The organism is Maridesulfovibrio sp. (assembly GCF_963677005.1).
In the GTDB taxonomy this organism is placed as follows: domain Bacteria; phylum Desulfobacterota; class Desulfovibrionia; order Desulfovibrionales; family Desulfovibrionaceae; genus Maridesulfovibrio.
In genome coordinates this window covers 2,972,811-2,993,407 of the sequence record NZ_OY781616.1, presented here as the reverse complement: position 1 = coordinate 2,993,407, position 20,597 = coordinate 2,972,811, and the positions used below count along the sequence as shown (strand labels likewise).

At 51.5% G+C, this 20,597-nt stretch carries 21 protein-coding genes; 13 read left to right on the top strand and 8 right to left on the bottom strand.

The features are described from left to right. Positions 1-23 precede the first annotated feature (23 nt). Positions 24-293 (top strand): flagellar biosynthesis protein FliQ, encoded by a 270-nt coding sequence (fliQ, locus tag ACKU4E_RS13285; RefSeq protein WP_320171561.1) that lies wholly within the window; start codon positions 24-26, stop codon positions 291-293. A 5-nt stretch (positions 294-298) separates the two neighbouring features. Here the strand turns inward: fliQ and rlmB are convergent, their stop codons facing one another. Continuing rightward, the gene (gene rlmB, locus ACKU4E_RS13280) at positions 299-1,075 is read right to left on the bottom strand and encodes a 23S rRNA (guanosine(2251)-2'-O)-methyltransferase RlmB (RefSeq protein WP_320171560.1); all 777 of its coding nucleotides are present in this window, start codon (positions 1,073-1,075) and stop codon (positions 299-301) included. 376 nt (positions 1,076-1,451) lie between these two features. On the opposite strand from rlmB, the gene ACKU4E_RS13275 reads away from it, so the two are divergent. Together ACKU4E_RS13275 and ACKU4E_RS13270 are read left to right on the top strand one after the other, a co-directional pair. Then, the gene (locus tag ACKU4E_RS13275) at positions 1,452-3,113 is read left to right on the top strand and encodes a LysM peptidoglycan-binding domain-containing protein (RefSeq protein WP_320171559.1); all 1,662 of its coding nucleotides are present in this window, start codon (positions 1,452-1,454) and stop codon (positions 3,111-3,113) included. Positions 3,114-3,251: 138 nt separating this feature from the next. Continuing rightward, on the top strand, positions 3,252-4,616 hold the full coding sequence (locus ACKU4E_RS13270; protein WP_320171558.1) for an NAD-dependent succinate-semialdehyde dehydrogenase: 1,365 nt from the start codon (positions 3,252-3,254) through the stop codon (positions 4,614-4,616). 201 nt (positions 4,617-4,817) lie between these two features. On the opposite strand, the gene aroE is transcribed toward ACKU4E_RS13270, so the two are convergent. From aroE to queA, 6 genes are all read right to left on the bottom strand, one after another. Beyond that, entirely contained in the window at positions 4,818-5,636 is an 819-nt protein-coding gene (aroE, locus tag ACKU4E_RS13265; RefSeq protein ID WP_320171557.1) for a shikimate dehydrogenase, read from the bottom strand. A gap of 262 nt (positions 5,637-5,898) precedes the next feature. Next, on the bottom strand, positions 5,899-6,441 hold the full coding sequence (locus ACKU4E_RS13260) for a 2-oxoacid:acceptor oxidoreductase family protein (RefSeq protein WP_320171556.1): 543 nt from the start codon (positions 6,439-6,441) through the stop codon (positions 5,899-5,901). A 1-nt stretch (position 6,442) separates the two neighbouring features. Further along, complete coding sequence (locus tag ACKU4E_RS13255) at positions 6,443-7,201, bottom strand: thiamine pyrophosphate-dependent enzyme (RefSeq protein ID WP_320171555.1); 759 nt, start codon at positions 7,199-7,201, stop codon at positions 6,443-6,445. A 2-nt stretch (positions 7,202-7,203) separates the two neighbouring features. Further along, on the bottom strand, positions 7,204-8,271 hold the full coding sequence (locus ACKU4E_RS13250; RefSeq protein ID WP_320171554.1) for a 3-methyl-2-oxobutanoate dehydrogenase subunit VorB: 1,068 nt from the start codon (positions 8,269-8,271) through the stop codon (positions 7,204-7,206). 1 nt (position 8,272) lies between these two features. Next, positions 8,273-8,503 carry a 4Fe-4S binding protein gene (locus ACKU4E_RS13245; protein ID WP_320171553.1) on the bottom strand — a complete coding sequence of 77 codons (231 nt, stop codon included), beginning with the start codon at positions 8,501-8,503 and terminating at the stop codon, positions 8,273-8,275. A gap of 174 nt (positions 8,504-8,677) precedes the next feature. Next, complete coding sequence (queA, locus tag ACKU4E_RS13240) at positions 8,678-9,766, bottom strand: tRNA preQ1(34) S-adenosylmethionine ribosyltransferase-isomerase QueA (RefSeq protein ID WP_320171552.1); 1,089 nt, start codon at positions 9,764-9,766, stop codon at positions 8,678-8,680. Positions 9,767-9,914: 148 nt separating this feature from the next. On the opposite strand from queA, the gene ACKU4E_RS13235 reads away from it, so the two are divergent. The 8 genes from ACKU4E_RS13235 to ACKU4E_RS13200 all read left to right on the top strand — a co-directional run bounded on the left by ACKU4E_RS13235 (position 9,915) and on the right by ACKU4E_RS13200 (position 17,986). Beyond that, the gene (locus ACKU4E_RS13235) at positions 9,915-10,598 is read left to right on the top strand and encodes a MerR family transcriptional regulator (RefSeq protein ID WP_320171551.1); all 684 of its coding nucleotides are present in this window, start codon (positions 9,915-9,917) and stop codon (positions 10,596-10,598) included. A 177-nt stretch (positions 10,599-10,775) separates the two neighbouring features. Then, positions 10,776-11,270 (top strand): hypothetical protein, encoded by a 495-nt coding sequence (locus ACKU4E_RS13230; RefSeq protein ID WP_320171550.1) that lies wholly within the window; start codon positions 10,776-10,778, stop codon positions 11,268-11,270. Continuing rightward, a complete protein-coding gene (gene coaBC, locus ACKU4E_RS13225) occupies positions 11,270-12,481 on the top strand; it encodes a bifunctional phosphopantothenoylcysteine decarboxylase/phosphopantothenate--cysteine ligase CoaBC (protein WP_320171549.1) in 1,212 nt (403 codons plus the stop codon). The genes ACKU4E_RS13230 and coaBC overlap by 1 nt, the downstream gene beginning before the upstream one ends. Continuing rightward, positions 12,457-13,221 (top strand): hypothetical protein, encoded by a 765-nt coding sequence (locus ACKU4E_RS13220; protein ID WP_320171548.1) that lies wholly within the window; start codon positions 12,457-12,459, stop codon positions 13,219-13,221. Before coaBC ends, ACKU4E_RS13220 begins: the two co-directional genes overlap by 25 nt. 306 nt (positions 13,222-13,527) lie before the next feature. After that, positions 13,528-14,829, top strand: a complete 1,302-nt coding sequence (locus tag ACKU4E_RS13215; RefSeq protein WP_320171547.1) for an NfeD family protein — start codon at positions 13,528-13,530, stop codon at positions 14,827-14,829. 29 nt (positions 14,830-14,858) lie between these two features. Beyond that, positions 14,859-15,641 carry a slipin family protein gene (locus ACKU4E_RS13210; protein WP_320171546.1) on the top strand — a complete coding sequence of 261 codons (783 nt, stop codon included), beginning with the start codon at positions 14,859-14,861 and terminating at the stop codon, positions 15,639-15,641. Continuing rightward, entirely contained in the window at positions 15,641-16,648 is a 1,008-nt protein-coding gene (locus ACKU4E_RS13205) for an NAD-dependent epimerase (RefSeq protein WP_320171545.1), read from the top strand. The genes ACKU4E_RS13210 and ACKU4E_RS13205 overlap by 1 nt, the downstream gene beginning before the upstream one ends. A 555-nt stretch (positions 16,649-17,203) precedes the next feature. After that, positions 17,204-17,986: an AAA family ATPase gene (locus ACKU4E_RS13200; protein ID WP_320171544.1), complete on the top strand. Its 783-nt coding sequence runs from the start codon at positions 17,204-17,206 to the stop codon at positions 17,984-17,986. A 47-nt stretch (positions 17,987-18,033) separates the two neighbouring features. Here the strand turns inward: ACKU4E_RS13200 and ACKU4E_RS13195 are convergent, their stop codons facing one another. After that, positions 18,034-18,459: a hypothetical protein gene (locus ACKU4E_RS13195; protein ID WP_320171543.1), complete on the bottom strand. Its 426-nt coding sequence runs from the start codon at positions 18,457-18,459 to the stop codon at positions 18,034-18,036. A 119-nt stretch (positions 18,460-18,578) separates the two neighbouring features. On the opposite strand from ACKU4E_RS13195, the gene ACKU4E_RS13190 reads away from it, so the two are divergent. Both ACKU4E_RS13190 and rfaE1 read left to right on the top strand, forming a co-directional pair. Beyond that, a complete protein-coding gene (locus ACKU4E_RS13190) occupies positions 18,579-19,505 on the top strand; it encodes a ParB/RepB/Spo0J family partition protein (RefSeq protein WP_320171542.1) in 927 nt (308 codons plus the stop codon). Between the two features lie 29 nt (positions 19,506-19,534). Continuing rightward, entirely contained in the window at positions 19,535-20,545 is a 1,011-nt protein-coding gene (gene rfaE1 / locus ACKU4E_RS13185) for a D-glycero-beta-D-manno-heptose-7-phosphate kinase (protein ID WP_320171541.1), read from the top strand. The last annotated feature ends 52 nt before the right edge of the window (positions 20,546-20,597 follow it).

Genomic DNA, 20,597 nt, shown 5'->3' with positions numbered 1-20,597 from the left:
CCCTTTTAACACGGAGGTTTGTTATGACTCCTGAATTCGTGATCGGCTTTGCCAAGCAGTCCATTGAGCTCGCTCTGACTTTGTCCCTGCCTATGCTGGGTGTGGGGCTGGTTGTAGGTATTTTCGTATCCATGATCCAGGCCGCAACCCAGATTCAGGAAATGACGCTGACCTTTGTCCCCAAGATTGTTTCCATGTTTCTTGCCCTGCTTATTGCTTTTCCGTGGATCATGGACAAAATGATAGACTTTACGCGCAGCGTATTCATGAATCTGCCGACGTATATCAAATAAAAAAATCAGGTTAATGACTCTGTCCGCTCTGCCGTCCGCCTTGAAAATTCGTTTATGAGCATTGCGCCGGCCTGGGCCACATTAAGTGAATCAAATTCGCGTCTGAAAGGGATGTGGATCAGTTTTTCACAGCGCTTTTCAACATTGTGGCGGATGCCTTTTTCTTCATTCCCAAGTACCAGTATTGCGGGATAATTGAGGTCCGTGGTGTAGGCCGAAGATGAATCTTCGGAAAGTCCGGCTCCGTATATACTGATGCCCATGTCTACTGCCTTGTCCAGGGCCTGCGCTATGTTGGCGACCCTTGCTACAGGCAGTCTGGTGAGTGCTCCTGCGCTGGCCTTAACTGCCGCCGGACCGAGGAATGCGCCGCCGTGTCTGGCGGTAACTATCCCGGCCCCGCCGAGAGCGTAGAGGGTACGGGCCAGCACGCCGATATTGCCGGGGTCCTGAACCTGATCCAGAACTATGAGCAGCGGCAGGGGGGCCTCGCGCAGTGTTTCGAGCATTTCATCGAAATCAGCGTAGGACATGGCTGCCACACGGGCGATGATTCCCTGATGGTTGCCGGGAAATATTCTTGTCAGTTCGGTCTTGTCCGCTATTTTGTATTTTACGCCGTGTTTTTTGCAGCGTTGTATAGTGCGTTCGAAATTCTTGTCCTGCCGTCCCTTTTGCAGGTATAGCTGGTCGATCCTCTCAGGTGAGTCCAAAAGAAGTTCCTGCACGGGTTTACGGCCCGCTATGATGGTATTGTCAGCGTTATTGTCTCTGTTTTTCATCTGGTTCTGCCTTGTAAATGACTGGTAGCAAAAACTACATTTTTATATTTTGGTGGCGGCCGACTTTACCGCAAAAATAAGAATAGGTTTTCATGTGCCAATTGATCAATCAAAAAAGTATGTTACAGCCGGACATTTTTTCCCCGGCCAGGTTGTACTCGTAATCTGAACCTCTCTGGAGGTCGAAAACCCTTGCGCCGCAACAGTTTCGGGAACTTATTCCTTTTGTTTTACTATTGCAAACGCGCGCTCTTTAGGATAGCTCTACATAAGTTCGAATTAATCAATTATTATGTATAAAATTCATTTTTTCTAAGCTGTTGACACAGATTTTCTTGTTTAACAGGCTAAAATCAATACTTTTTCTAGATATTTTATGGATAAATTAAAAAACAATGCCGTCAAAGCTGACAAGGGGTCGAACGTGCTGAATTCGCTCCGGTTACTCGTTTTACTTGTCGTTTTTTTCGTATTGGCAGGGTGTGCAGCCAAAAATGCGCCTGTTGCCAAAGAGGAAGCCTGTGCACCTCCTGTTCAGACTGCGGAACAGCCTGAGGCTGATGTCTCAGATTCCGGAGTACAGCCTCTTGATCCTGAGCTTGAAGTTGCACCGCATGAGTCGGAAGCCCTGACTCCTGAAGAGCAGAAGGCCCTGCTGACCAGCAACGGAATCTATTTCAATCTTGATGAGCACGATACCAAGGAAGTGCAGCAGTATTTCGGGTTTTTTACACACAAGGCCCGCAAAACATTCGCCCGCTGGCTTGACCGGTCCGAACCTTTTCTGCCCTATGTGCGCAAGGTTCTTTCCGACAACAACATGCCCCAGGACCTTGCGATGCTGCCTTTTGCGGAAAGCGGATACAATGCCTGGGCCTATTCACGCGCCGGAGCAGCCGGAATGTGGCAGTTCATGCCCTATACCGGTAGAAAATACGGCCTGCGTGTTGACTGGTGGGTTGATGAGCGCCGCGATCCCTATAAATCAACCCTTGCAGCTGTCGAGTATCTCAAAGTGCTGCACGGCATTTTCAACGACTGGCACCTCTCTCTGGCTGCGTACAATGCCGGGGAAGGGAAGATCATAAGGGCGCTCAAGAAAAGCGGATGCGACAATTTCTTTGAGCTGACCAAAAACAATCACAAGCTCAGCAGACGCTACAGGCTGCGCCCGGAAACAAAGAACTACGTTCCCAAGTTCATCGCCATTTCCAAGATTTTCAAGAACCTTGAAGAACTCGGTTTTGAAAATATCAACTGGGATAACGGCATGAAGGTCGAAACGGTTAAAGTTCCGGGCGGAACCGATCTGCTGGCTCTTGCCAGGGCATGCGATATGAAATGGAGCGAGTTTCAGAAACTCAACCCTCATTTCCGCCGTCAGGTCAGCCCTCCCGATGGAACTATCAACGCCTATCTGCCCGAAAGGGTTATGGCGGACGCCTCCGACTATCTTGAATCCCCTGCCGCACGTCCTTTTGCAGGGTACAAACGCTATAAAATCCGCAGCGGTGACTCCTGGTATCGCATAGCACACCGTTATGGAGTTCCTGTTGCCGTTCTCAAGTCAGTAAACAACCACAGGTCCAACCTGATCAAGCCCGGACAGTACATAATGATTCCCGGAAAGGGCTCGACCATGTCCGTGGACGCATCACGAGTGGGTAAAACCCGTCGTACCGCCCAGAGCAGGGCGAACTACCGGGTGCAGAACGGCGATACTCTCTGGGACATCGCCAGCCGCTACAATGTAAGCGTTAAGACCCTGAAAAGAGCTAACGGACTTTATTCTTCCAAGCTCAGGATCGGACAGAAGCTTTTTATTCCGGACAACAACGCCCGCAGTTCCGCCAGCTCCATGGCCAAAGCTGAAAACGTAAAGCAGCAGATGGTTGCCTACAGGGTGCGTCGCGGTGACAACCTTTGGAAAATCGCCCGCCGTTTCGGAGTCAAAGTTTCCTCCCTCATGGAATGGAACAGCCTCAATTCAAAGAGCATCCTCAAGCCCGGAGACAAGATCAAGGTCTACGTCCGGTAGGATCACCTCAAAACGGAATTTCCGGGGCGGCCTGAAACAGGCCGCCCTTTTACGTTTCTGAATTAACAGGCTCCATGTGGCGAAACCGCTCTGTGGAGCCGCTCACTTTATTCCCGCATAACATAAGGTAAAACTGCCATGGCAATTCAAAGCACCAACCCCATGACCGGTGGGGTTGAAAAAATATTCGAAGAATGGACTCCGGAAGAAATTTCATCCGTACTCGCAGATGTAGACAGTGCCTTCCGCAAATGGCGTGAAACAACTCCGGCATTCCGGGCCGAAAGCCTTATCCGCCTTGCCGGGGTCCTGCGCGAAAAGGCTGATTCCCTTGCCGGGCTTATGGCCGCGGAAATGGGCAAGCCACTCAATTCCGGCCGGGCCGAGGTTCTGAAGTCGGCCACCGTGTGTGACTACTACTCCCAGAACGGACCGGGGATGATTGAAAGCGAACTGCTTACCGTGGACGGAATGCAGTGCCGCATCGAATACTCCCCGACCGGAACGGTACTTGCCGTAATGCCCTGGAACTATCCTGTCTGGCAGGTGCTGCGCATCGCCGTTCCCACGCTGATGGCCGGGAACACCATGGTTCTGAAACATGCCTCGAATGTTCCGCAGTGCGCGCAGGCTCTGGAAGAGCTTTTCCGCGAGGCCGGATTTCCGGAAAACGTGTTCCGCACCCTGATGATCGGGGCCGGACAGGTTGAAACCGTGCTGGACCATGATTCCGTTGTGGGCGTCAGCCTTACCGGGAGTGAAGAGGCCGGACGCAAGGTCGCTGCAGCGGCCGGGGCAAGGCTCAAGAAAAGCGTAATGGAGCTTGGCGGAAGTGACGCTTTTGTGGTGCTTGAAGATGCCGATCTGGCCAAAGCCGCTGAAATCGGAGCCGCTTCACGGTGCTCCAATGCCGGGCAGGCCTGTATAGCCGCTAAGCGCTTCATAGTGCACCGGAGTGTCTTTGATGAATTCGTCTCCATGCTCGGAAAGGAAATGAATGCTATTCCGGTCGGGCATCCTCATGCCCCGGAAACAGTCATGGGGCCTCTGGCTTCCTTCAGATTCCGCGACGAGTTGCAGGCCCAGGTGGACCGCTGTGTTGCTGCTGGCGGCAAGTTGTTCATGGGAGGAGCAATTCCGGAAGGCGAGGGAGCTTTTTATCCGCCTACAATTCTCACAGATATCCCTTTTGACGCTCCAGCGGCCCGTGAGGAGCTTTTCGGTCCTGTTGCCATGGTCTTTCCTGCTGAATCCGAAGAAAAGGCCATGGAGATGGCAAATGACAGCCGTTTCGGGCTCGGGGGATCGGTCTGGACTCGTGATGAAGAGAAAGGGCTGAAACTGGCCCGCAGGATTGAGGCCGGGCTTGTCTACGTGAACGGCAGGGTCAGCAGCCGTCCGCCGATTCCCTTCGGCGGAGTCAAGAATTCCGGTTACGGCAGGGAACTGTACACCTACGGTATCCGTGAATTCGTCAACGTCAAATCTATCTGCATCGGCTAAACAGAGCCGGTTAAATCTATTGATTTTCAGCTTGGCCGAAGGCGTCCGCAGAACTCTTTCAAAAGATTTCTGCGGACGCTTCTAAATTTTTTCTGCTGGTTTTGCGGTGAAGACGGAAAGATTATATTGGGCGAAATAATCTTCAGCCTCGTCTGAAAGCAGGGCTAGTCTTACTCGGAAGACTCAATGCCGCCCCGGAGATTACAGATGGGCCAGAAGCAGTTCTCTCGCTTTTAGGGCATCCAGGTCTTTCCCGGTCCATATCCTGAACTGCTCCATTCCCTGATGCAGGAACATCTCAATACCGTGCATGACCCTGCATCCCTTTGCCCTTGCTTCCTTGATGAGAACCGTCTCCATGGGATTGTAGACCAGATCGTAGACGGTCGTTTTCGAGTCCTGATGATCCATGATCATCGGGTTGATCTTCTCATTTTTTCCGGACATCCCAAGCGCGGTTGAATTCACGATAAGATCAAAGTGCTGATCCCCGCGATCTTCCCAATCAATAGTTGATATTCCGAACTCCGAAGCCAGATCATCAGCTTTTGATCTGGTGCGGTTTGTTATGTAAATATTTTTTATATCAAGCGACTTAAGCCCGAAGATGGCAGCCCTTGCAGCCCCGCCGGCCCCGATCAGAAGAGCCTTTTCAACCTGAGAGCAGCAACTGCGGAGCGGTTCCGAAACCCCGGCGGCATCGGTATTGTCTCCCACTATCTTATCACCGCGCCAGTAGAGTGTATTCACTGCTCCGACCGCCTCGGCGCGTTCCGTCAGCTGATCAATATAGTTCATTACGGAAAGTTTATGCGGAATGGTCACGCTTGCCCCGGATATGGGCAGGTTCCTGAACGTCTGCATGAAACTTGCGACCTTGTCCGGCTCCGTGGGCCAGGCCATGTAAACGGCCGGAATACCGAATTCCCCAAACCCCCAGTTGTGCAGCAGGGGACTCATGGTGTGTCCCAAAGGATGGCCGATTATGCCGTAAAGTTTCTCAGGTCCGAAAGTGTTCATATTTGATTCCTGCTGGCTATTGTCTTTATTTATCAACGACGTTTTGTCATGCGAAGCGGCGGAGCCTTATCAAAAATGTTTGGGATTCTTAAACCCTTTTCAAAGGGTTTAAGGCTCCCGGCAGGGCGCCCCGCGAGGCCGTCGGAGACGAACTCAAATTATTACAAGCGCGTAGCGCATCAAACCCAAAAAGTACTTACGCTAAAGGCCCGTGCCGGTAAACAACCGGCACGGGCCTTTGAATTCATGGAGTGTATAATTGCTAGATTGCGTCTGCTCCGGCCTGAAGAGCTTCGGCGTTTTTGGGTATCAGGTGGCTGTAGTGGGCCGATATTACGTTGCCGAGGGAGTCGATGACTGATTTGAGATCAATAATCCCGGTGGCTTTGACAAAGGCTCCGAGGGCCACCATGTTGGCCATGCGGGTATTGCCGAGTTTGTCGGCAATTTCGTTGCAGGGCACCATTACCGATTTTATTCTGGTGGTATCGACCAGATCGGAATCGATAAGTGACGAGTTGACAATCTGAATACCGTTGTCCTGCAGCCTAGGCTGGAATTTGTCCAGCGAGGGGCGGTTCATCAGGATCAGGCTGTGCGGCCGGTGGATGATCGGAGAACCGATTTCATCTTCGGAGAGAACAACCGTGCAGTTGGCGGTTCCGCCGCGCATTTCAGGCCCGTAGACCGGAATATAGGTGACGTTGAGGCCTGCGTGCATGCCGGAGTAGGCCAGCAGGTTTCCGATGAGCATGACGCCCTGTCCGCCGAAACCGGCAATGATGCTGTCGAGGTATTTGCTCATCCTATTCCTCCGCGGTTACGTCTTTGAAAACACCCAGGGGGAAGTAGGGGATCATTTCGGTTTCGATCCTTTCATTCGCCTGAATGGGAGTCATTCTCCAGTTGGTGGGGCAGGTGGAAAGCAGTTCGACAAAACCGAAACCGAGTTCCTGCTGCTGGACTTCAAAAGCCTTTTTCATGGCTTTTTTGGCCTTGCGGATATTCTTCACGTTGTTCAGGGCAACGCGCGCGGAATAGGCGGTGCCTCCGAGTTGACCGATTATTTCGGCCATGCGGACCGGGAGTCCTTCCTTGGCCGGGTTGCGGCCTGCGGGAGAGGTGGTGGTCTTCTGGCCTGCGAGGGTGGTCGGGGCCATCTGTCCGCCGGTCATGCCGTAAACGGTGTTGTTCACGAAGATTATGGAAACCTTTTCCCCGCGGTTGGCGCAGTGCATGATCTCGGCCATGCCGATGGATGCAAGGTCGCCGTCTCCCTGATAGGAGATGACGAATTTATCGCCTCTGGCGCGTTTAACGCCGGTGGCGACTGCGGGTGCACGTCCGTGCGGAGCTTCCACGCTGTCTACATTGAGGTAGTTGTAGAGGAAGACCGAGCAGCCGATGGATGTGACCAGCAGGGTGTCTTCCTGCAGTCCCATTTCTGAAAGCAGTTCGCCTGCGAGTCTGTGGGCCACGCCGTGCTGGCAGCCGGGGCAGTAGTGAGTGGGAACGTCAACTATGGAGTCGGCCCTGTCAAAGGCCAGGATTTCTTGTTCGCTCATTTCTATTTCCCTCCAAGGCTTTTGAGGATGGGCTCCTCGAAGTCGTCGGGAGTGGGCAGGTTGCCGGGCATGAACCCGAAAAAGTCACTGTCGGTAATGGTGCGGATGGAAAGGCGCACGTCTTCGACCATCTGCCCGAGGTTGTGTTCTATGGTCAGGAATTTCTTACCCTGATCGGCCAGTTTTTTCAGTTCTGCCGAGGGGAAGGGGTAGAGGGTGACCGGACGGAACAGTCCGACCTTTTTGCCTTCCGCACGCAGCTTTCTGACTGTGCTCTTAACGATGCGGCCGATTGAACCGTAGGCAACGACGATAAGTTCAGCGTCTTCGGTTTCAAAAAGTTCCTGTTTGGTGTTCTGCGCCATGGCCTCGTACTTGGCCTGCAGTTCCATGTGATGTCCTGCAAGGGAGCCTTCGCTGAGGAACAGGGACTTGAGAATGCGGTGATCGCGTCCTTTTGCTCCTTCAATGCGCCAGTCTTTGCCTTCGTCTTCGCTTTTAGGTTCCGGTGTCCAGGTCGTGACCGGCTCCTTCATCTGTCCGATGATGGCATCGCCGAGGATCACGACCGGATTGCGGTATTTGAAGGCCAGATCGAAAGCTTCGATCACTAGATCATAGGCTTCCTGACAGGTTCCGGGGGCCAGAACGAGGGTACGGTAGTCCCCGTGTCCGCCTCCTCTGGTGGACTGGAAATAATCACCCTGGCTGGGGCCGATATCACCGAGTCCCGGTCCCCCGCGGTTCATGTTGACTATAACCGCCGGAAGCTGGCTTCCTGCAAGGTAGGAAATGGCTTCCTGCTTGAGGGAAACGCCCGGACTGGAGGAGGATGTCATGCAGCGCACTCCGCATGCGGCGGCGCCGATGAGCATGTTCGCGGCAGCAACTTCGCTTTCGGCCTGGACGAATTCGCCTCCGGCTTTGGGCAGTGCTGCGGACATATATTCCGGAATATCGTTCTGCGGGGTAATGGGGTAGCCGAAGTAGCATTTAAGGCCGGCTGCTATAGCGCCGCGGGAGATAGCCTCATTGCCTTTGATAAAAAGCTTTTCGCCATTTTTAGCCATACTATTCTCCTTTGGCCTTGGGGGTTCTGTAAACCCGGATTGCCAGATCCGGACAGATCAGCGCGCAGGAAGTACATCCCGTACACTTTTCCATTTCCTCGGCCGGTACTTCAGCAACTTTGTAGCCGTGCTGATTGAATCGGTCGGATTGCCTTATGATCTGTTTTGGACAGACGGTGGTACAGAGCAGGCAGCCTTTGCACCGTTCTTCCAAAAATTCTACTCGTGACATCCTAAACTCCTGTTACCGTGACAGAAAAAGCCCGTTGTAACGCGGGCCGGGTCCAATGAGTCTTTGTTCCAGTGTTTACAGCGCACAAAAAAGTGGCCGTTGTGCAGCAGCGTATAATTATTTGCGCTCAGGTGCAAATTTTTCAGTCTAAACAACGGTAATGCGTCAACCACGCTATTTAATATACATGGAGTCGCCGTAGGAGAAGAATCTGAATCCGTTCTCCACCGCTTTTTTGTATGCCCTGAGCACGTTATCCCTGCCGGCAAGAGCGGATATCATAATTATAAGGGACGATTCCGGCAAATGAAAATTGGTCAGCATCCGGTCCACCACTTTGAATTCGAATCCTGGGTAGATGAAGATATCGGTTTCACCACGAAATTCGCACACTTGTCCGGTCTGTTGGAAGGCTCCTTCCAGTGTTCTGGCCGAGGTGGTGCCCACGGCTACTACCGGTCGGCCTTCAGCTTTTGCTTTGAGTATTGCGCTTGCGGTTTCGTCCGGTATTTCAATGTATTCCCGGTGCATTTCATGGTTGCGGATATCTTCGGCCCGGACCGGGCTGAAGGTGCCGTAACCTACATAAAGAGTGACCTCGGCTCTTTCGATGCCTTTGGACCGGAGCTTGCGGTTGATTTCTTCGGAAAAATGGAGTCCCGCAGTGGGAGCTGCAACCGAACCGGCCTTTTCGTCACACGCGTAAAGAGTCTGGTAACGGTCACTGTCCGTTTCGTCTGCGGCCCTGCGGATGTAGGGGGGCAGGGGAATGTTTCCCCAGGTCTCGAAAATGGTTTTGAGGTCCCCGGTCCAGCTCAGTTCCACATCGGAAAGACCGAAATCTCCCTTGCCCAGCACGGTAAGTTCCATTCCTGATTCAAAGAGAATTTTTTCGCCCGTTTTCGGTCCCTTGGAGGCCCTGAGCAATCCCCTGACTACGGCTTTTATGCGTCCCTGAGCGTCCTGTTCCGGTTTGATAAGCGGCAGGGGGGTCAGCAGCAGGAATTCAACCCGTCCGCCGGTAGGTTTTTTACCGAATATGCGTGCCGGTATTACCTTGGAGTTGTTGGCGACCAGCAGGGTGCCTTCCGGCAGCAGGTCTACAATATCGGTGAAGGACCGGATATCGGATTCACCCGTGTTGCGATCCAGAACCATCAGTCGCGAGCCGTGCCGCTGTACAGCCGGGCACTGGGCGATCTGATTTTCCGGGAGTTCGAAGTCGTAGCTTTTGAGGAAATAATCCTGTTCTGTAACGTTCATATTTTCAGTTTTCTTTATTGGTGATAATCTGATAAGAATCTTTGCAGCAGGCATGGTAACGGCGCGCCGATGCTGTGTTTGTTCTTTGATTGTCCGGTCAGGCACCTTGCCTGATTCTCACGTTGATCATGAACACCGGATTGTTTTTATGAAATGGTTATCTGTTGCAGAAATATCTAAAATAACGATGATTCCAGCCCCGACAGCCCGGCGTTACGCTTCGCTGTTCAAGGATTTTCTCCCCAGTAAAAAAATGGGGAGGGTCACAAAATATCCCGATTCCGCAGTGGAAATTTTCAAGCGGATAGTAACCCTGTACAACGAGGGCATGGTCACCACGGAAATAGAGCAGGAACTTCGAGCCGAGTTTCCGCGCACTATCGAGATCAGCCCGTCCGAACGGGGGGTACCGGTTCAGCCTTCCATGAATCTGCAGGCCGAGCTTAGCGGAGCTTTTGCAGAAATGATGGACAAGATGAGCCGCTCACTTGAAGTTATTGCCGATCAAAAGTCAATAATAGAAGAGCAGCGCGAGGATATTTACAAGCTCAAAAAAGCCTTTGTTCTTCTTGCCCGCAGCCAGAAAAAAATCAAGGCCCTCCCGCAGCTCGATATTCGGGCCATTACCGACGAGTACGATGAGCGAACCAATGCCCTGGAGCAGAAGGATGTGGAGCTTGAAGTGGCCACGGCCGAACTGGCGCAGGAAAACACTTCGCTCAAGAATAAGCTGGAAATTATGGAAGCGGAGTTGATGCGTTTGCGCAAGGACCGCCGGGACATGGAGAATTATTTTCTGGACAAGATAAAGAAGCTTAAGAATCAGTCCTGATCCGGAGACCGGTCTGGTCCGGTTTGATTTTTATTGCTGCCGGATGTAGATAAAGTCTAGAAAACATGCGGATTATAATTTATGAATGTGCAGTCTGTATGAAGGAAGACAACTGATGTCCAGCCTTGCTGGCGTGAATTTCAATATGCATTTGGTATCAAACCGGAGGATTTTTATATGAAGACTTTCGTAAAAATGTTGATTGTTTCCATGCTGTTCGTAGGTCTTACAGGATGTCTGGCCGGCAAGAATTCCGGCTCCGAAGAGCCTGCTGTCGCGACTGCAGGCGGAGCTGCCGAAAGCTACGAGGAATTTGTTCCCTACACTGAGTTTGATGATATTGCTGTTCCCAACGAGTTGAGCAGGGTCCCTGACCAGTCTTATGTTGCTGAAGACCAGTCTTTCAAGTACGGTAAGATCGTCCTGAAAGGCCGGGTGGAAAACCAGAGCCTGATCGACTTTTTCGTGAACCAGATGGCCAAGGACAACTGGACCAAGGAACGCTCCATAACCTCCACCGTGTCCACCCTGTCCTTCACCAAACCATATAAAAGCTGCACGGTCAGAATTTTCGACGGTTCGTATAATACCGAAGTGGAAATCTATGCCGTTGAAATGAAGTCTGACGCTCTGCGCGATCCAAGCGGGGTGCAGGAACAGAATATCCAGTAATGAATGAACATCTGAATTTCGACTGTTTTTTAGGAAAGCGTATCCATCTGGGTGTGTGCGGGTCGGTAGCAGCCTACAAGTCTCTTGACCTGCTGCGCATGTTCCGCAAGGCCGGGATAGAGGTCAGTGTAACACTTACAGACGGTGCGCAGGAATTTATCAAGGGCCTCAGTTTTGAGGCCCTTGGCGCTTTCAAGGTCTGGGAAAGAATGTTCCCGACCCTGGACGATACCTTCGGTCATCTGGAACCTGGACAGGCTGCCGATGCCATGCTCATCGTCCCGGCTACGGCTTCCATGCTTGCCAGAATGGCCCACGGACTGGCCGATGAAATGCTTTCCTGCCAGTCTTTGGCCTTTCGCGGCAGAAAGCTGGTCGCCCCGGCTATGAACCCGGCCATGTGGGATGCTCCGGCCACAGTGGATAACTGCAGCGTGCTTGCCGGGCGCGGGGTTGAATTTATCGGTCCCGACTGCGGAGACGTGGCCTGCGGCGATCATGGGAAAGGGCGCATGGCTCCTCTGGAAGCGATTTATGCCGCAGGACTCAGAGCCGTTGCTCCCGATGACATGAGCGACAGGCATGTGCTGATCACTCTCGGACCTACCCGTGAAAAATGGGATGCTGTACGTTTCTGGTCCAATCCCTCTTCCGGTATGATGGGCGCAAGTATTGCCATGGCAGCATGGCTGCGCGGGGCAAAGGTCACCGTTGTTTCCGGTCCGGTCAACTGGTGGTTTCCCGATGATGTCGAGGTGATCAGAGTTGATTCGGCACAGCAGATGTTTGATGCCAGCATGGATGTCTGGCCTGTCTGCAACACCGGATGTCTGACCGCTGCCGTCGCCGACTTCAAACCCGTTCCTCACGGGGAGGGCAAATTCAAGAAAGAGGGCAGGAGTTCTCTTGGGGTCGAATTCGAATGCAACCCGGACATCCTGAAGACTCTTGGCTCGATTAAGCGTGAAGATCAGCAACTGATCGGATTTGCAGCAGAAACTTCCAATATAATGGAAGCAGCACGGGGCAAGCTTGAGCGCAAGAATCTGGACATGATAGTTGCCAATCCGGTCAATCTCCCGGGGGCCGGGTTCGGAGCATCTACCAACTCCGTTTATGTTCTGGACAGGGCAGGGCGCTCCGAAGAGTGGCCGAACCTTCCCAAAACCGAAATAGCGTGGCGCATATGGGATCACCTTCTGCTGAACTGAACGTTCTTGAATCGGCTCGTCCGTGGTATCAGAACGGCCTGCAGTTTCTTTTCAAGGAAGCGCTTCCCGATCTTTCACCGGCTGCTCCTTCTTCTGCATCGCGTCCTGCCGTGCAAAAGAGTCCTGCGCCTATGCCTGAAAAACCTGTGCAGACCCCTGCACAGCCTGTTTCTGCCGGAAGCGGGAGTTCAGACCGGCAGGGATTCCGTCAGCCGACACCTCCGGCCCGGCCTTCCCGCGTACCGGTCAGGAAGCCTTCGCCGGCTTCTGCAAAGGTCAACTTCCCGGAGCCGTGTTCATGGCCGGAGCCGTGGAGCAAACTTGCCGAGCGCATTACCCCGCGTCTGCAGATTTTTTGGACTTACGCCCAACTGGCACAGGACCTGTCCGGTCAGGCGGATGCGCAGCGCAGGAAACTTTTCCAGTCGCTGATCGGCTATATGGGGCTGCCTAAGGGCGCGATTTCTTTCTGGCCCTGTACTACATGGAACGGGAGTTCCCTTGAGGGCAGTCCCGATGTTTTCTGGAACGGGGTCCGATCCTACGGCGTTAAATTCGTTGCCTGCTTCGGCGATGAGGCCCGCGAACTGCTCGCACCGTCTGCGCCTCCGGGAGCATCGACTGTGCATGTGGACAATATCCAACTGGTCATGCTCAATGATCCGGATTTTTTAAAGACCCTTCCTCCGGAAGAGCAGCAGTTGCTCTGCATCTCCCTTTTGCGGCTGCCCCTGTTCTGATCTGTTTTCCGCATTTCTGCCCTAGCTGAGCATCCTGTTCTCATGACTTACCTATCAGTTATAGTCTGTTCCGCTGTTCCGGAACCGACAGTTTTGTCTCCGTTTCAAAGACTCAAAAAACTTCTGCCCTTGGGTAATTGGTGCTATTGTCTTTAAAAGCTCAGTCTCTGGCGCTGGTTTTTGTTGGTGCTCGATGAATGGCGCCAACGGATTCATCTTGCATCATTTTCAGGATTGAGCCGAGTAAGGATAATTTCTGCCATGTCTGAATCCATGTGCAGGATGATTTAAGGGCAGGAGTTTCGCATGAACGGATTCGGTACTCATAAAAAAGTAGTAATAGTTTTTCTGATGCTATTCATGAGCATTTTGCCTGCATCCGTCTTTGCCGAGCAGATAAATGTTCTTTATGCGCAGATGGAAGGAGGTATAAGCCCGGCGCAGGTGCGCATGCTTGAGGGGCTTGTCCGGCAGGCTGAAAATGACGACAGCCGGATAATACTGCTCAGGCTGGACACTCCCGGAGGTCTTGGCGATTCCATGCGGGAAATGGTCAGGATAATCATGTCCGCAGAAAAACCGGTGTGCATATGGGTAGGCCCTTCCGGTGCAAAGGCTGCATCTGCCGGTACCTTTCTTGTGGCTGCGGCGCAGGTCGCGGCCATGGCCCCGGGCACAACGCTTGGAGCAGCCAGCCCGGTATCCGTTTCCGGTGATGATCTGCCGGAGACCATGGCCAGAAAGGTTACCAATGATATGGCCTGGTTTATAAGGGGCATTGCACAGGAACGGGGGCGCAATGCCGATTGGTATGCCGCAACGGTTGAGCAGGGTGATAGTGTGGAAGCCAAACAGGCGGTGACCATTAACGCGGTTGATTTTCTGGCTGTCTCAGTGGACGATTTTCTTGAGCAGCTCGGAGCACGGGGCATTGATACTCCCGAGGGGCGGCTCCGGTTTTCGCCGCAGGATATTCGTATTTTCTCTTTTGATGCCGGGTTCAGCTATTCCGTCCTTTCCTGGCTTCTTGATCCGCAGGTGGCTTATCTCCTGCTTGTTGCCGGGTTCTTCTGCCTGCTCATCGAGTTTATACATCCCGGAGCGGTGGTTCCTGGTGTGGTGGGCGGTTTTTGCCTGTTGACGGGATTATATGCATTGTCGATCCTGCCGACAAATGCGGCCGGAATTTTGTTGATTTTCTTCGGTGCAGTGCTTTTCGTGCTTGAAGTGTTTATTACCAGTTACGGGTTGCTGAGTTTTTCTGCTGCCGCCGCAATGCTTGTAGGATCAATGATTCTATTCAAAGATGGAGAAATCAGCCAGGTCCCGTTGGCAACTGTTTTAGGCGCAGTTTTGTCATTCTCCGCGTGTGCGGTAGCGCTTGTTTTTCTTGTGGTCCGTGCGCAGCTGCGTAACCATCAGACGGGTCGTAAAACCATGGTAGGCCTTACCGGAGAGGTTTTTGAATGTGACGGTCATCGGCTCAAAATCAGGGTCCGCGGAGAAATCTGGAGCGCTGAGTGTTTTGAAGCGTGCGGACTTGAAATAGGGACAGAGGTGATCATAACTGATATTAACGGTCTTACCTTGAGCGTTGTAAGAAAATAATGATCATATAAAATTTACGGAGGTCCGAAGTGACTTTTATTATTCCACCGGTGTTGATTATACTGTTTCTCCTGATCACATCGTTGAAGGTCCTGAACGAATATGAGCGCGGGGTGATTTTTCGGCTCGGACGGGTAATAAATGCCAAGGGTCCCGGGCTGATAATCCTGATTCCTGTGGTTGACAGGATGGTGCGTGTTTCCCTGCGTATACTGACTCTGGATGTTCCGCATCAGGATGTGATCACCCGTGATAACGTAAGCGTCAAGGTTAATGCGGTCGTTTATTTCCGGGTCATTGATCCTACAAAGGCCATTCTGGAGGTGGAGGATTTTATGTTCGCCACATCTCAGCTTGCGCAAACCACCTTGCGTAGCGTATGTGGAGGCGTTGAGCTTGACGAGTTGCTTTCCAAACGAGACAAAGTGAACAGCGAAATTCAGGAAATTCTTGATGCCCACACTGATCCGTGGGGCATAAAGGTAAGTACTGTCGAGCTCAAGTACATCGATCTTCCGCAGGAAATGCAGAGGGCGATGGCTAAGCAGGCCGAGGCTGAGCGGGAACGCAGGGCCAAGGTCATCAACGCGCAGGGTGAGTATCAGGCGGCAGGCAAGCTTTCTGAAGCCGCATCCATAATTTCTACTCACCCGGAAGCGTTGCAACTCAGATATTTGCAGACGCTGCGAGAAATGTCTGCTGAAGGAAAATCTTCCACAATAATCCCTCTCCCTCTTGATTTATTTAAGATGTTGGCACCGTTAAGCGGCAGGGGGGAGGCAATAGACAAAAACGACGAGAGCAATAAGTAATGAAAGTCCTTGTAACGGGAGCAGCCGGTTTTATCGGTTTTCATCTTTCCCGCCGCCTTCTCGGTGAAGGTCATGAAGTTGTCGGCCTGGATATTCTTAATGATTATTATGATGTAAACGTTAAGAAAAACAGATTGAAACAGGTCGAAGACAACCCCAATTTCAAATTTGCGTTCATGGATATGGCAGACCGCCCGGCCATGGAAAAGCTTTTTGCTGAAGAAAAATTTACCCATGTTGTCAACCTGGCAGCGCAGGCAGGTGTACGGTATTCGCTCCAGAATCCTCAGGCATACATTGATTCCAATGTGGTCGGGTTCATGAACATTCTGGAAGGTTGCAGACATAACGGCGTTGAGCATCTTGTTTACGCCTCATCCAGTTCTGTTTACGGGCTTAATACCTCCATGCCTTTCAGCATCCACGATAATGTGGATCACCCTATAAGCATGTACGCGGCTACCAAGAAATCCAATGAGCTTATGGCCCATTCCTACAGCCATCTGTTCAACATTCCCACCACCGGGCTTCGTTTCTTTACTGTTTATGGACCCTGGGGCAGACCGGATATGGCGCTTTTCCTTTTTACCAAAGCCATATTTGAAGATAAACCGATCAATGTTTTCAACCACGGAAAAATGCTTCGCGACTTCACCTACATTGATGACATTGTCGAAGGTGTTGTGCGGGTGATGAAAAATACTGCAAAACCCAATCCTGACTGGACTGGGGATAAACCTGATCCGGGATCGAGCCCTGCGCCTTTCAGAATCTATAACATCGGCAACAACCAGCCCACAGAGCTTATGCGCTACATAGAAGTGCTGGAGGAGTGTATCGGCAAGAAAGCGGAAAAGAACATGATGCCTTTGCAGGCCGGTGATGTTCCTTCAACCTACGCCAATGTGGATGACCTTGTCCGTGACGTGGATTTTAAACCTTGCACGACAATTGAAGAAGGCATTGCCAAGTTCGTTGCCTGGTACAGGGAATACTACGGGGTCTAAGCTTAACTTAGTCATGATAAAGGGCCGCTTTTGAGCGGCCTTTTTTTTGCCCTTTTGTTGTGGATCTGTCGGTTGTATCGGAACTGTTTTAGATTTTATCTTGAATCTTTGACTGTTCCGAGAAGTTTTAAGCGCTTTTTTAAATCATATTTCGTGAGCGAGCGTATGGATGCTTTTATCTATCCGGTTTTTGCAAAACCGCTTCTTTTAAATTTTGGGTGTCTTTCATAGTTTTTACAAAAATTTTATCATACCATATGGCAACGAGTTGTTTTAGAGGGATGGGTGACGATTTATCCTGTTGTTTTAATTGCAAAACACGCCGTTTTTTTTGTGAATTAATCAAGGGCTAAGGGCTTGAATGAGTCGTGTTTTATGTCTTTCCGTTAAGGTTGTATCTGATTTACCTCATGATAATTAACAGTCGTTTTCTTGATTAAAAAATTGTTTCAGTCTAGTTTGGGCAAAGTTGAATGAACGTCAACTTGGCAGAGATGTTTCACGTGAAACATGAAAATATGAAAATTTGAAATCTCATGAACAGGATGGTTTCAAGTGGCAAAAAGAATAGTTGTAGCCAACCAGAAGGGTGGGGTGGGTAAGACAACCACCTCCATTAATTTGTCGGCTTCCCTGGCTGTTATGGAAAAAAAGGTGCTGCTGGTGGATTGTGACCCACAGGGAAACGGTTCAAGCGGACTCGGCTTTTATCCAGGTGACTCAAGGGAAAATATATATTCGGTATTGTTTGATCCGGAAAGAGTCCGGGAGGCTATCTATCAAACGGACATCCCGTATTTGTCGCTTATGCCCGCGAGTCAGGATCTGGTCGGGGCAGAAATTGAACTAATAGATAAAATGGGGCGCGAGTATTATCTGAAAGATTTGATAGAGCAGGTTGATGATGAATATGACTACATAATATTTGATTGTCCTCCATCTCTGGGACTTTTGACCGTTAACGCCCTTTGCGCGGCAAAGGAACTGCTTGTACCGCTGCAGACAGAGTACTACGCCCTTGAAGGTGTTGCTCAGTTGCTGATGACTTATGAGCTGGTCAAGAAGAGGCTGAATCCCGATCTTTCGGTTCTAGGCGTTACTCTGACCATGTATGACCGCAGAAATCGGCTTGCCCGACAGGTCAAAAATGAAGTGCGCAAGGCTTTTCCGGATAGTCTGTTTGAGACGATCATTCCCAGGAATGTGAGACTGTCTGAAGCACCGAGCTTCGGAAAGCCGGCGATTTCATACGATGCAAAATCGAACGGCGCACTTGCCTACATCAGTCTGGCGCAGGAAGTAGTCGCCCGGCATGCTGCGGCAGATGAACAGGAATAAAAAAAGCCGATGTTGAGTCGGCTTTTTATGGTTGGAATGTCTTAGTCCTAGTAGCGGGCTTCCAGATGCTTGGATTTTTCGGGGACGTACTCAGTGCATTCTACGGTGATTTCGTCTTTGAAATGTTTTTTGGTGACTCTGCCCTGACAGTGCATGCACTTGAATGTGACAAGCCCTCCAAGGTTGCAGGACATGAGTCGGAACTTGCGGGGCTCATCGGTTTCCCAGTTTTCTGTCTTGTTGCCGCAGAGTTCGCAATGGACATCCATGTCAACCGGGTAAGCGAAATCCCAGTACTGCTTGAGGGTTTCCCATTCCCCGATAGGCTCGGGCTTTTCCTTGGGTGCTTCTTTCGGCAGCAGGTCCATGATCCTCGGTTTGATACTGGACCACAGCTGGGCGGTGATCAAAGCCCCGATGAGATTTCCGTCTTTATCATAAAGTTCTGTAAGATTATCATCGTGATTGGACATTATTCCTCCGGCGTTGCTTGTTTTGAAGTTGCTGGGCATACATTAATCACGGTTCCAACCAAGTCAAAGAAAAATTAATATCTCCCGGATGTCGGGAGGTTCGGATAAAGGAGATAGTCATGGCCGGTGTAACAGGCGGACTGGGAAGAGGGCTGGATGCCCTCCTAGGGGGATCAAAACCCGGGGCAGGAACTTCAGGGAAAGACGCTTCTATCGACGCCCGTCAGATCGATATTGATAAAATCGTGGCCAATCCCAATCAGCCGCGTAAGGAATTTTCTCCGGAGGCACTGAAAGACCTTTCGGAATCCATCAGGGCCAAGGGTGTTCTGCAACCCATTCTTGTCCGTCCTTCCAAGGGCAGAAGTGGCGTTTTCGAACTGGTGGCCGGGGAGCGCAGATTGCGTGCATCCAGGCTTGCCGGACTTGGAGAGATTCCCGCTCTTGTCAGGGAAATGACCGATCTGGAAAGCATGGCCATTGCGCTCATTGAAAACCTGCAGCGCGAGGATCTGAACCCCATTGAAGAAGCCAGAGGGTATCAGGAACTCATTTCCAAGTTCGGGCTGAGTCAGGAACAGCTTGCCGGACAGGTTGGCAAAAGCCGCTCGGCACTATCAAACTCCATGCGGCTGCTGACTCTTTCCGATCCTATTCAGAATGCAATCGGTGACGGAAAGATAACCGCAGGGCATGGCCGTGCCCTTATGGCTGTGGGAGATGATGACATCCGCGAGGAACTTTTCGACCGGATAGTTGAGGGCGGCATGTCGGTGCGCCAGGCCGAAGGAGCGGCAACTTTTTTTAAAGAGAATGGCACGCTGCCGCAGGTAGATTCGGCTGAAAAACCGAGCGGGGCGAAACGCAAGAAGAAAGAACCTAAGGTTCTGGAAGAAAGTCTGCAACGGATCAAAGGACGGCTTGAAAGCGCTCTTGAAACCAAAATTGTTTTCAGCGGCAGTCACAGCAAGGGGAGGATGAGCATAAGCTACTCTTCCGAAGAAGAGCTGGAACGTCTTGTCGCTATTCTTGAATTGAGATCATAATTAAGCCATCCAGAAGGATCATATATAACATGGATAATAAAATACTGAGCGTCCTTCCCGCTCTCAAGGGTCAGAAAGTCCTGATCATCGGCGATGTGATGCTCGATCATTATGTGATCGGAGCGGTTGAAAGGATTTCCCCGGAAGCTCCGGTCCCGGTTGTGCAGGTTACCGAAGAAAAATATCTGCTTGGTGGGGCCGGTAACGTGGCCCGCAACATAGCTTCCCTTGGGGGAACTCCGAAGCTTACCGGGTTCGTGGGCGCGGATGAAGAAGGGCGTGTCTTCAATCGGCTCTGTACGGAATCCGGTATCTCCTGCATGCTTTATGAATCCGATGATCGCCCGACGACCAAGAAAACCCGCGTAATGGCCCATAATCAGCAGATGGTTCGGGTTGACCGCGAGAATACGTCTGATTTTTCCACTGGTCTTATGGATGAGCTTTTTGATTTTCTGGACAGGGAAATTTGCGATTACAGCGTGGTTATCCTTTCCGATTACGGCAAGGGAACTCTTTCACAGTCCTTTTTTGACCGCTTCTGGACTCTGCTCGGCAAAAAAAATCATAAACCGCATATTCTGGTTGACCCCAAGACAGTCAACTATGACCGGTACAAGTCCGTAAGCATGCTGACCCCCAATGCCAAGGAGGCCGGAGAGGGTGCCGGTATGGCGGTAAAAAGCAGGGAAGATGTCATTGAAGCCGGTAAAAGACTTTTTGACCGTATTTCTCCGGATCATCTGCTCATCACTCTCGGTGGGGAGGGCATGGCCTTGTTCGAGTCCAGAGAAGTGGTTCGGCACGTGCCTACATTTGCGCGTAAGGTCTTTGATGTGACCGGAGCCGGGGATACTGTCATCGCTGCTCTCGGCCTTGGCCTTGCTGCCGGTCTTGATCCGCTCACCTCGGCAGTGCTAGCCAACTATGCTGCCGGCATTGTAGTCGGCCAGGTAGGGGCGGCAACGGCCTCTGTGGAAGAACTTGCCGAAGCAGTACGCGACTGGCCCAAGCCGGAAGTCAACTCCTGGTGCGAATAATACTTGAATTATTCTCGTTTGACGTGACATAGTAAGGGGTGAATCTGAAAAA

Coding starts and splice junctions, on each gene's coding strand:
- ACKU4E_RS13255 (WP_320171555.1), bottom strand. CDS start 7,201: ATGAGCGAACAAGAAATCCTGGCCTTTGACAGGGCCGACTCCATAGTT.
- ACKU4E_RS13205 (WP_320171545.1), top strand. CDS start 15,641: ATGAAAGTCCTTGTAACGGGAGCAGCCGGTTTTATCGGTTTTCATCTT.
- ACKU4E_RS13215 (WP_320171547.1), top strand. CDS start 13,528: ATGAACGGATTCGGTACTCATAAAAAAGTAGTAATAGTTTTTCTGATG.
- ACKU4E_RS13195 (WP_320171543.1), bottom strand. CDS start 18,459: ATGTCCAATCACGATGATAATCTTACAGAACTTTATGATAAAGACGGA.
- ACKU4E_RS13245 (WP_320171553.1), bottom strand. CDS start 8,503: ATGTCACGAGTAGAATTTTTGGAAGAACGGTGCAAAGGCTGCCTGCTC.
- ACKU4E_RS13270 (WP_320171558.1), top strand. CDS start 3,252: ATGGCAATTCAAAGCACCAACCCCATGACCGGTGGGGTTGAAAAAATA.
- queA (WP_320171552.1), bottom strand. CDS start 9,766: ATGAACGTTACAGAACAGGATTATTTCCTCAAAAGCTACGACTTCGAA.
- ACKU4E_RS13250 (WP_320171554.1), bottom strand. CDS start 8,271: ATGGCTAAAAATGGCGAAAAGCTTTTTATCAAAGGCAATGAGGCTATC.
- rfaE1 (WP_320171541.1), top strand. CDS start 19,535: ATGGATAATAAAATACTGAGCGTCCTTCCCGCTCTCAAGGGTCAGAAA.
- coaBC (WP_320171549.1), top strand. CDS start 11,270: ATGAATGAACATCTGAATTTCGACTGTTTTTTAGGAAAGCGTATCCAT.
- aroE (WP_320171557.1), bottom strand. CDS start 5,636: ATGAACACTTTCGGACCTGAGAAACTTTACGGCATAATCGGCCATCCT.
- ACKU4E_RS13275 (WP_320171559.1), top strand. CDS start 1,452: ATGGATAAATTAAAAAACAATGCCGTCAAAGCTGACAAGGGGTCGAAC.
- fliQ (WP_320171561.1), top strand. CDS start 24: ATGACTCCTGAATTCGTGATCGGCTTTGCCAAGCAGTCCATTGAGCTC.
- ACKU4E_RS13190 (WP_320171542.1), top strand. CDS start 18,579: ATGGCCGGTGTAACAGGCGGACTGGGAAGAGGGCTGGATGCCCTCCTA.
- ACKU4E_RS13235 (WP_320171551.1), top strand. CDS start 9,915: ATGAAATGGTTATCTGTTGCAGAAATATCTAAAATAACGATGATTCCA.
- ACKU4E_RS13260 (WP_320171556.1), bottom strand. CDS start 6,441: ATGAGCAAATACCTCGACAGCATCATTGCCGGTTTCGGCGGACAGGGC.
- ACKU4E_RS13220 (WP_320171548.1), top strand. CDS start 12,457: ATGGGATCACCTTCTGCTGAACTGAACGTTCTTGAATCGGCTCGTCCG.
- rlmB (WP_320171560.1), bottom strand. CDS start 1,075: ATGAAAAACAGAGACAATAACGCTGACAATACCATCATAGCGGGCCGT.
- ACKU4E_RS13230 (WP_320171550.1), top strand. CDS start 10,776: ATGAAGACTTTCGTAAAAATGTTGATTGTTTCCATGCTGTTCGTAGGT.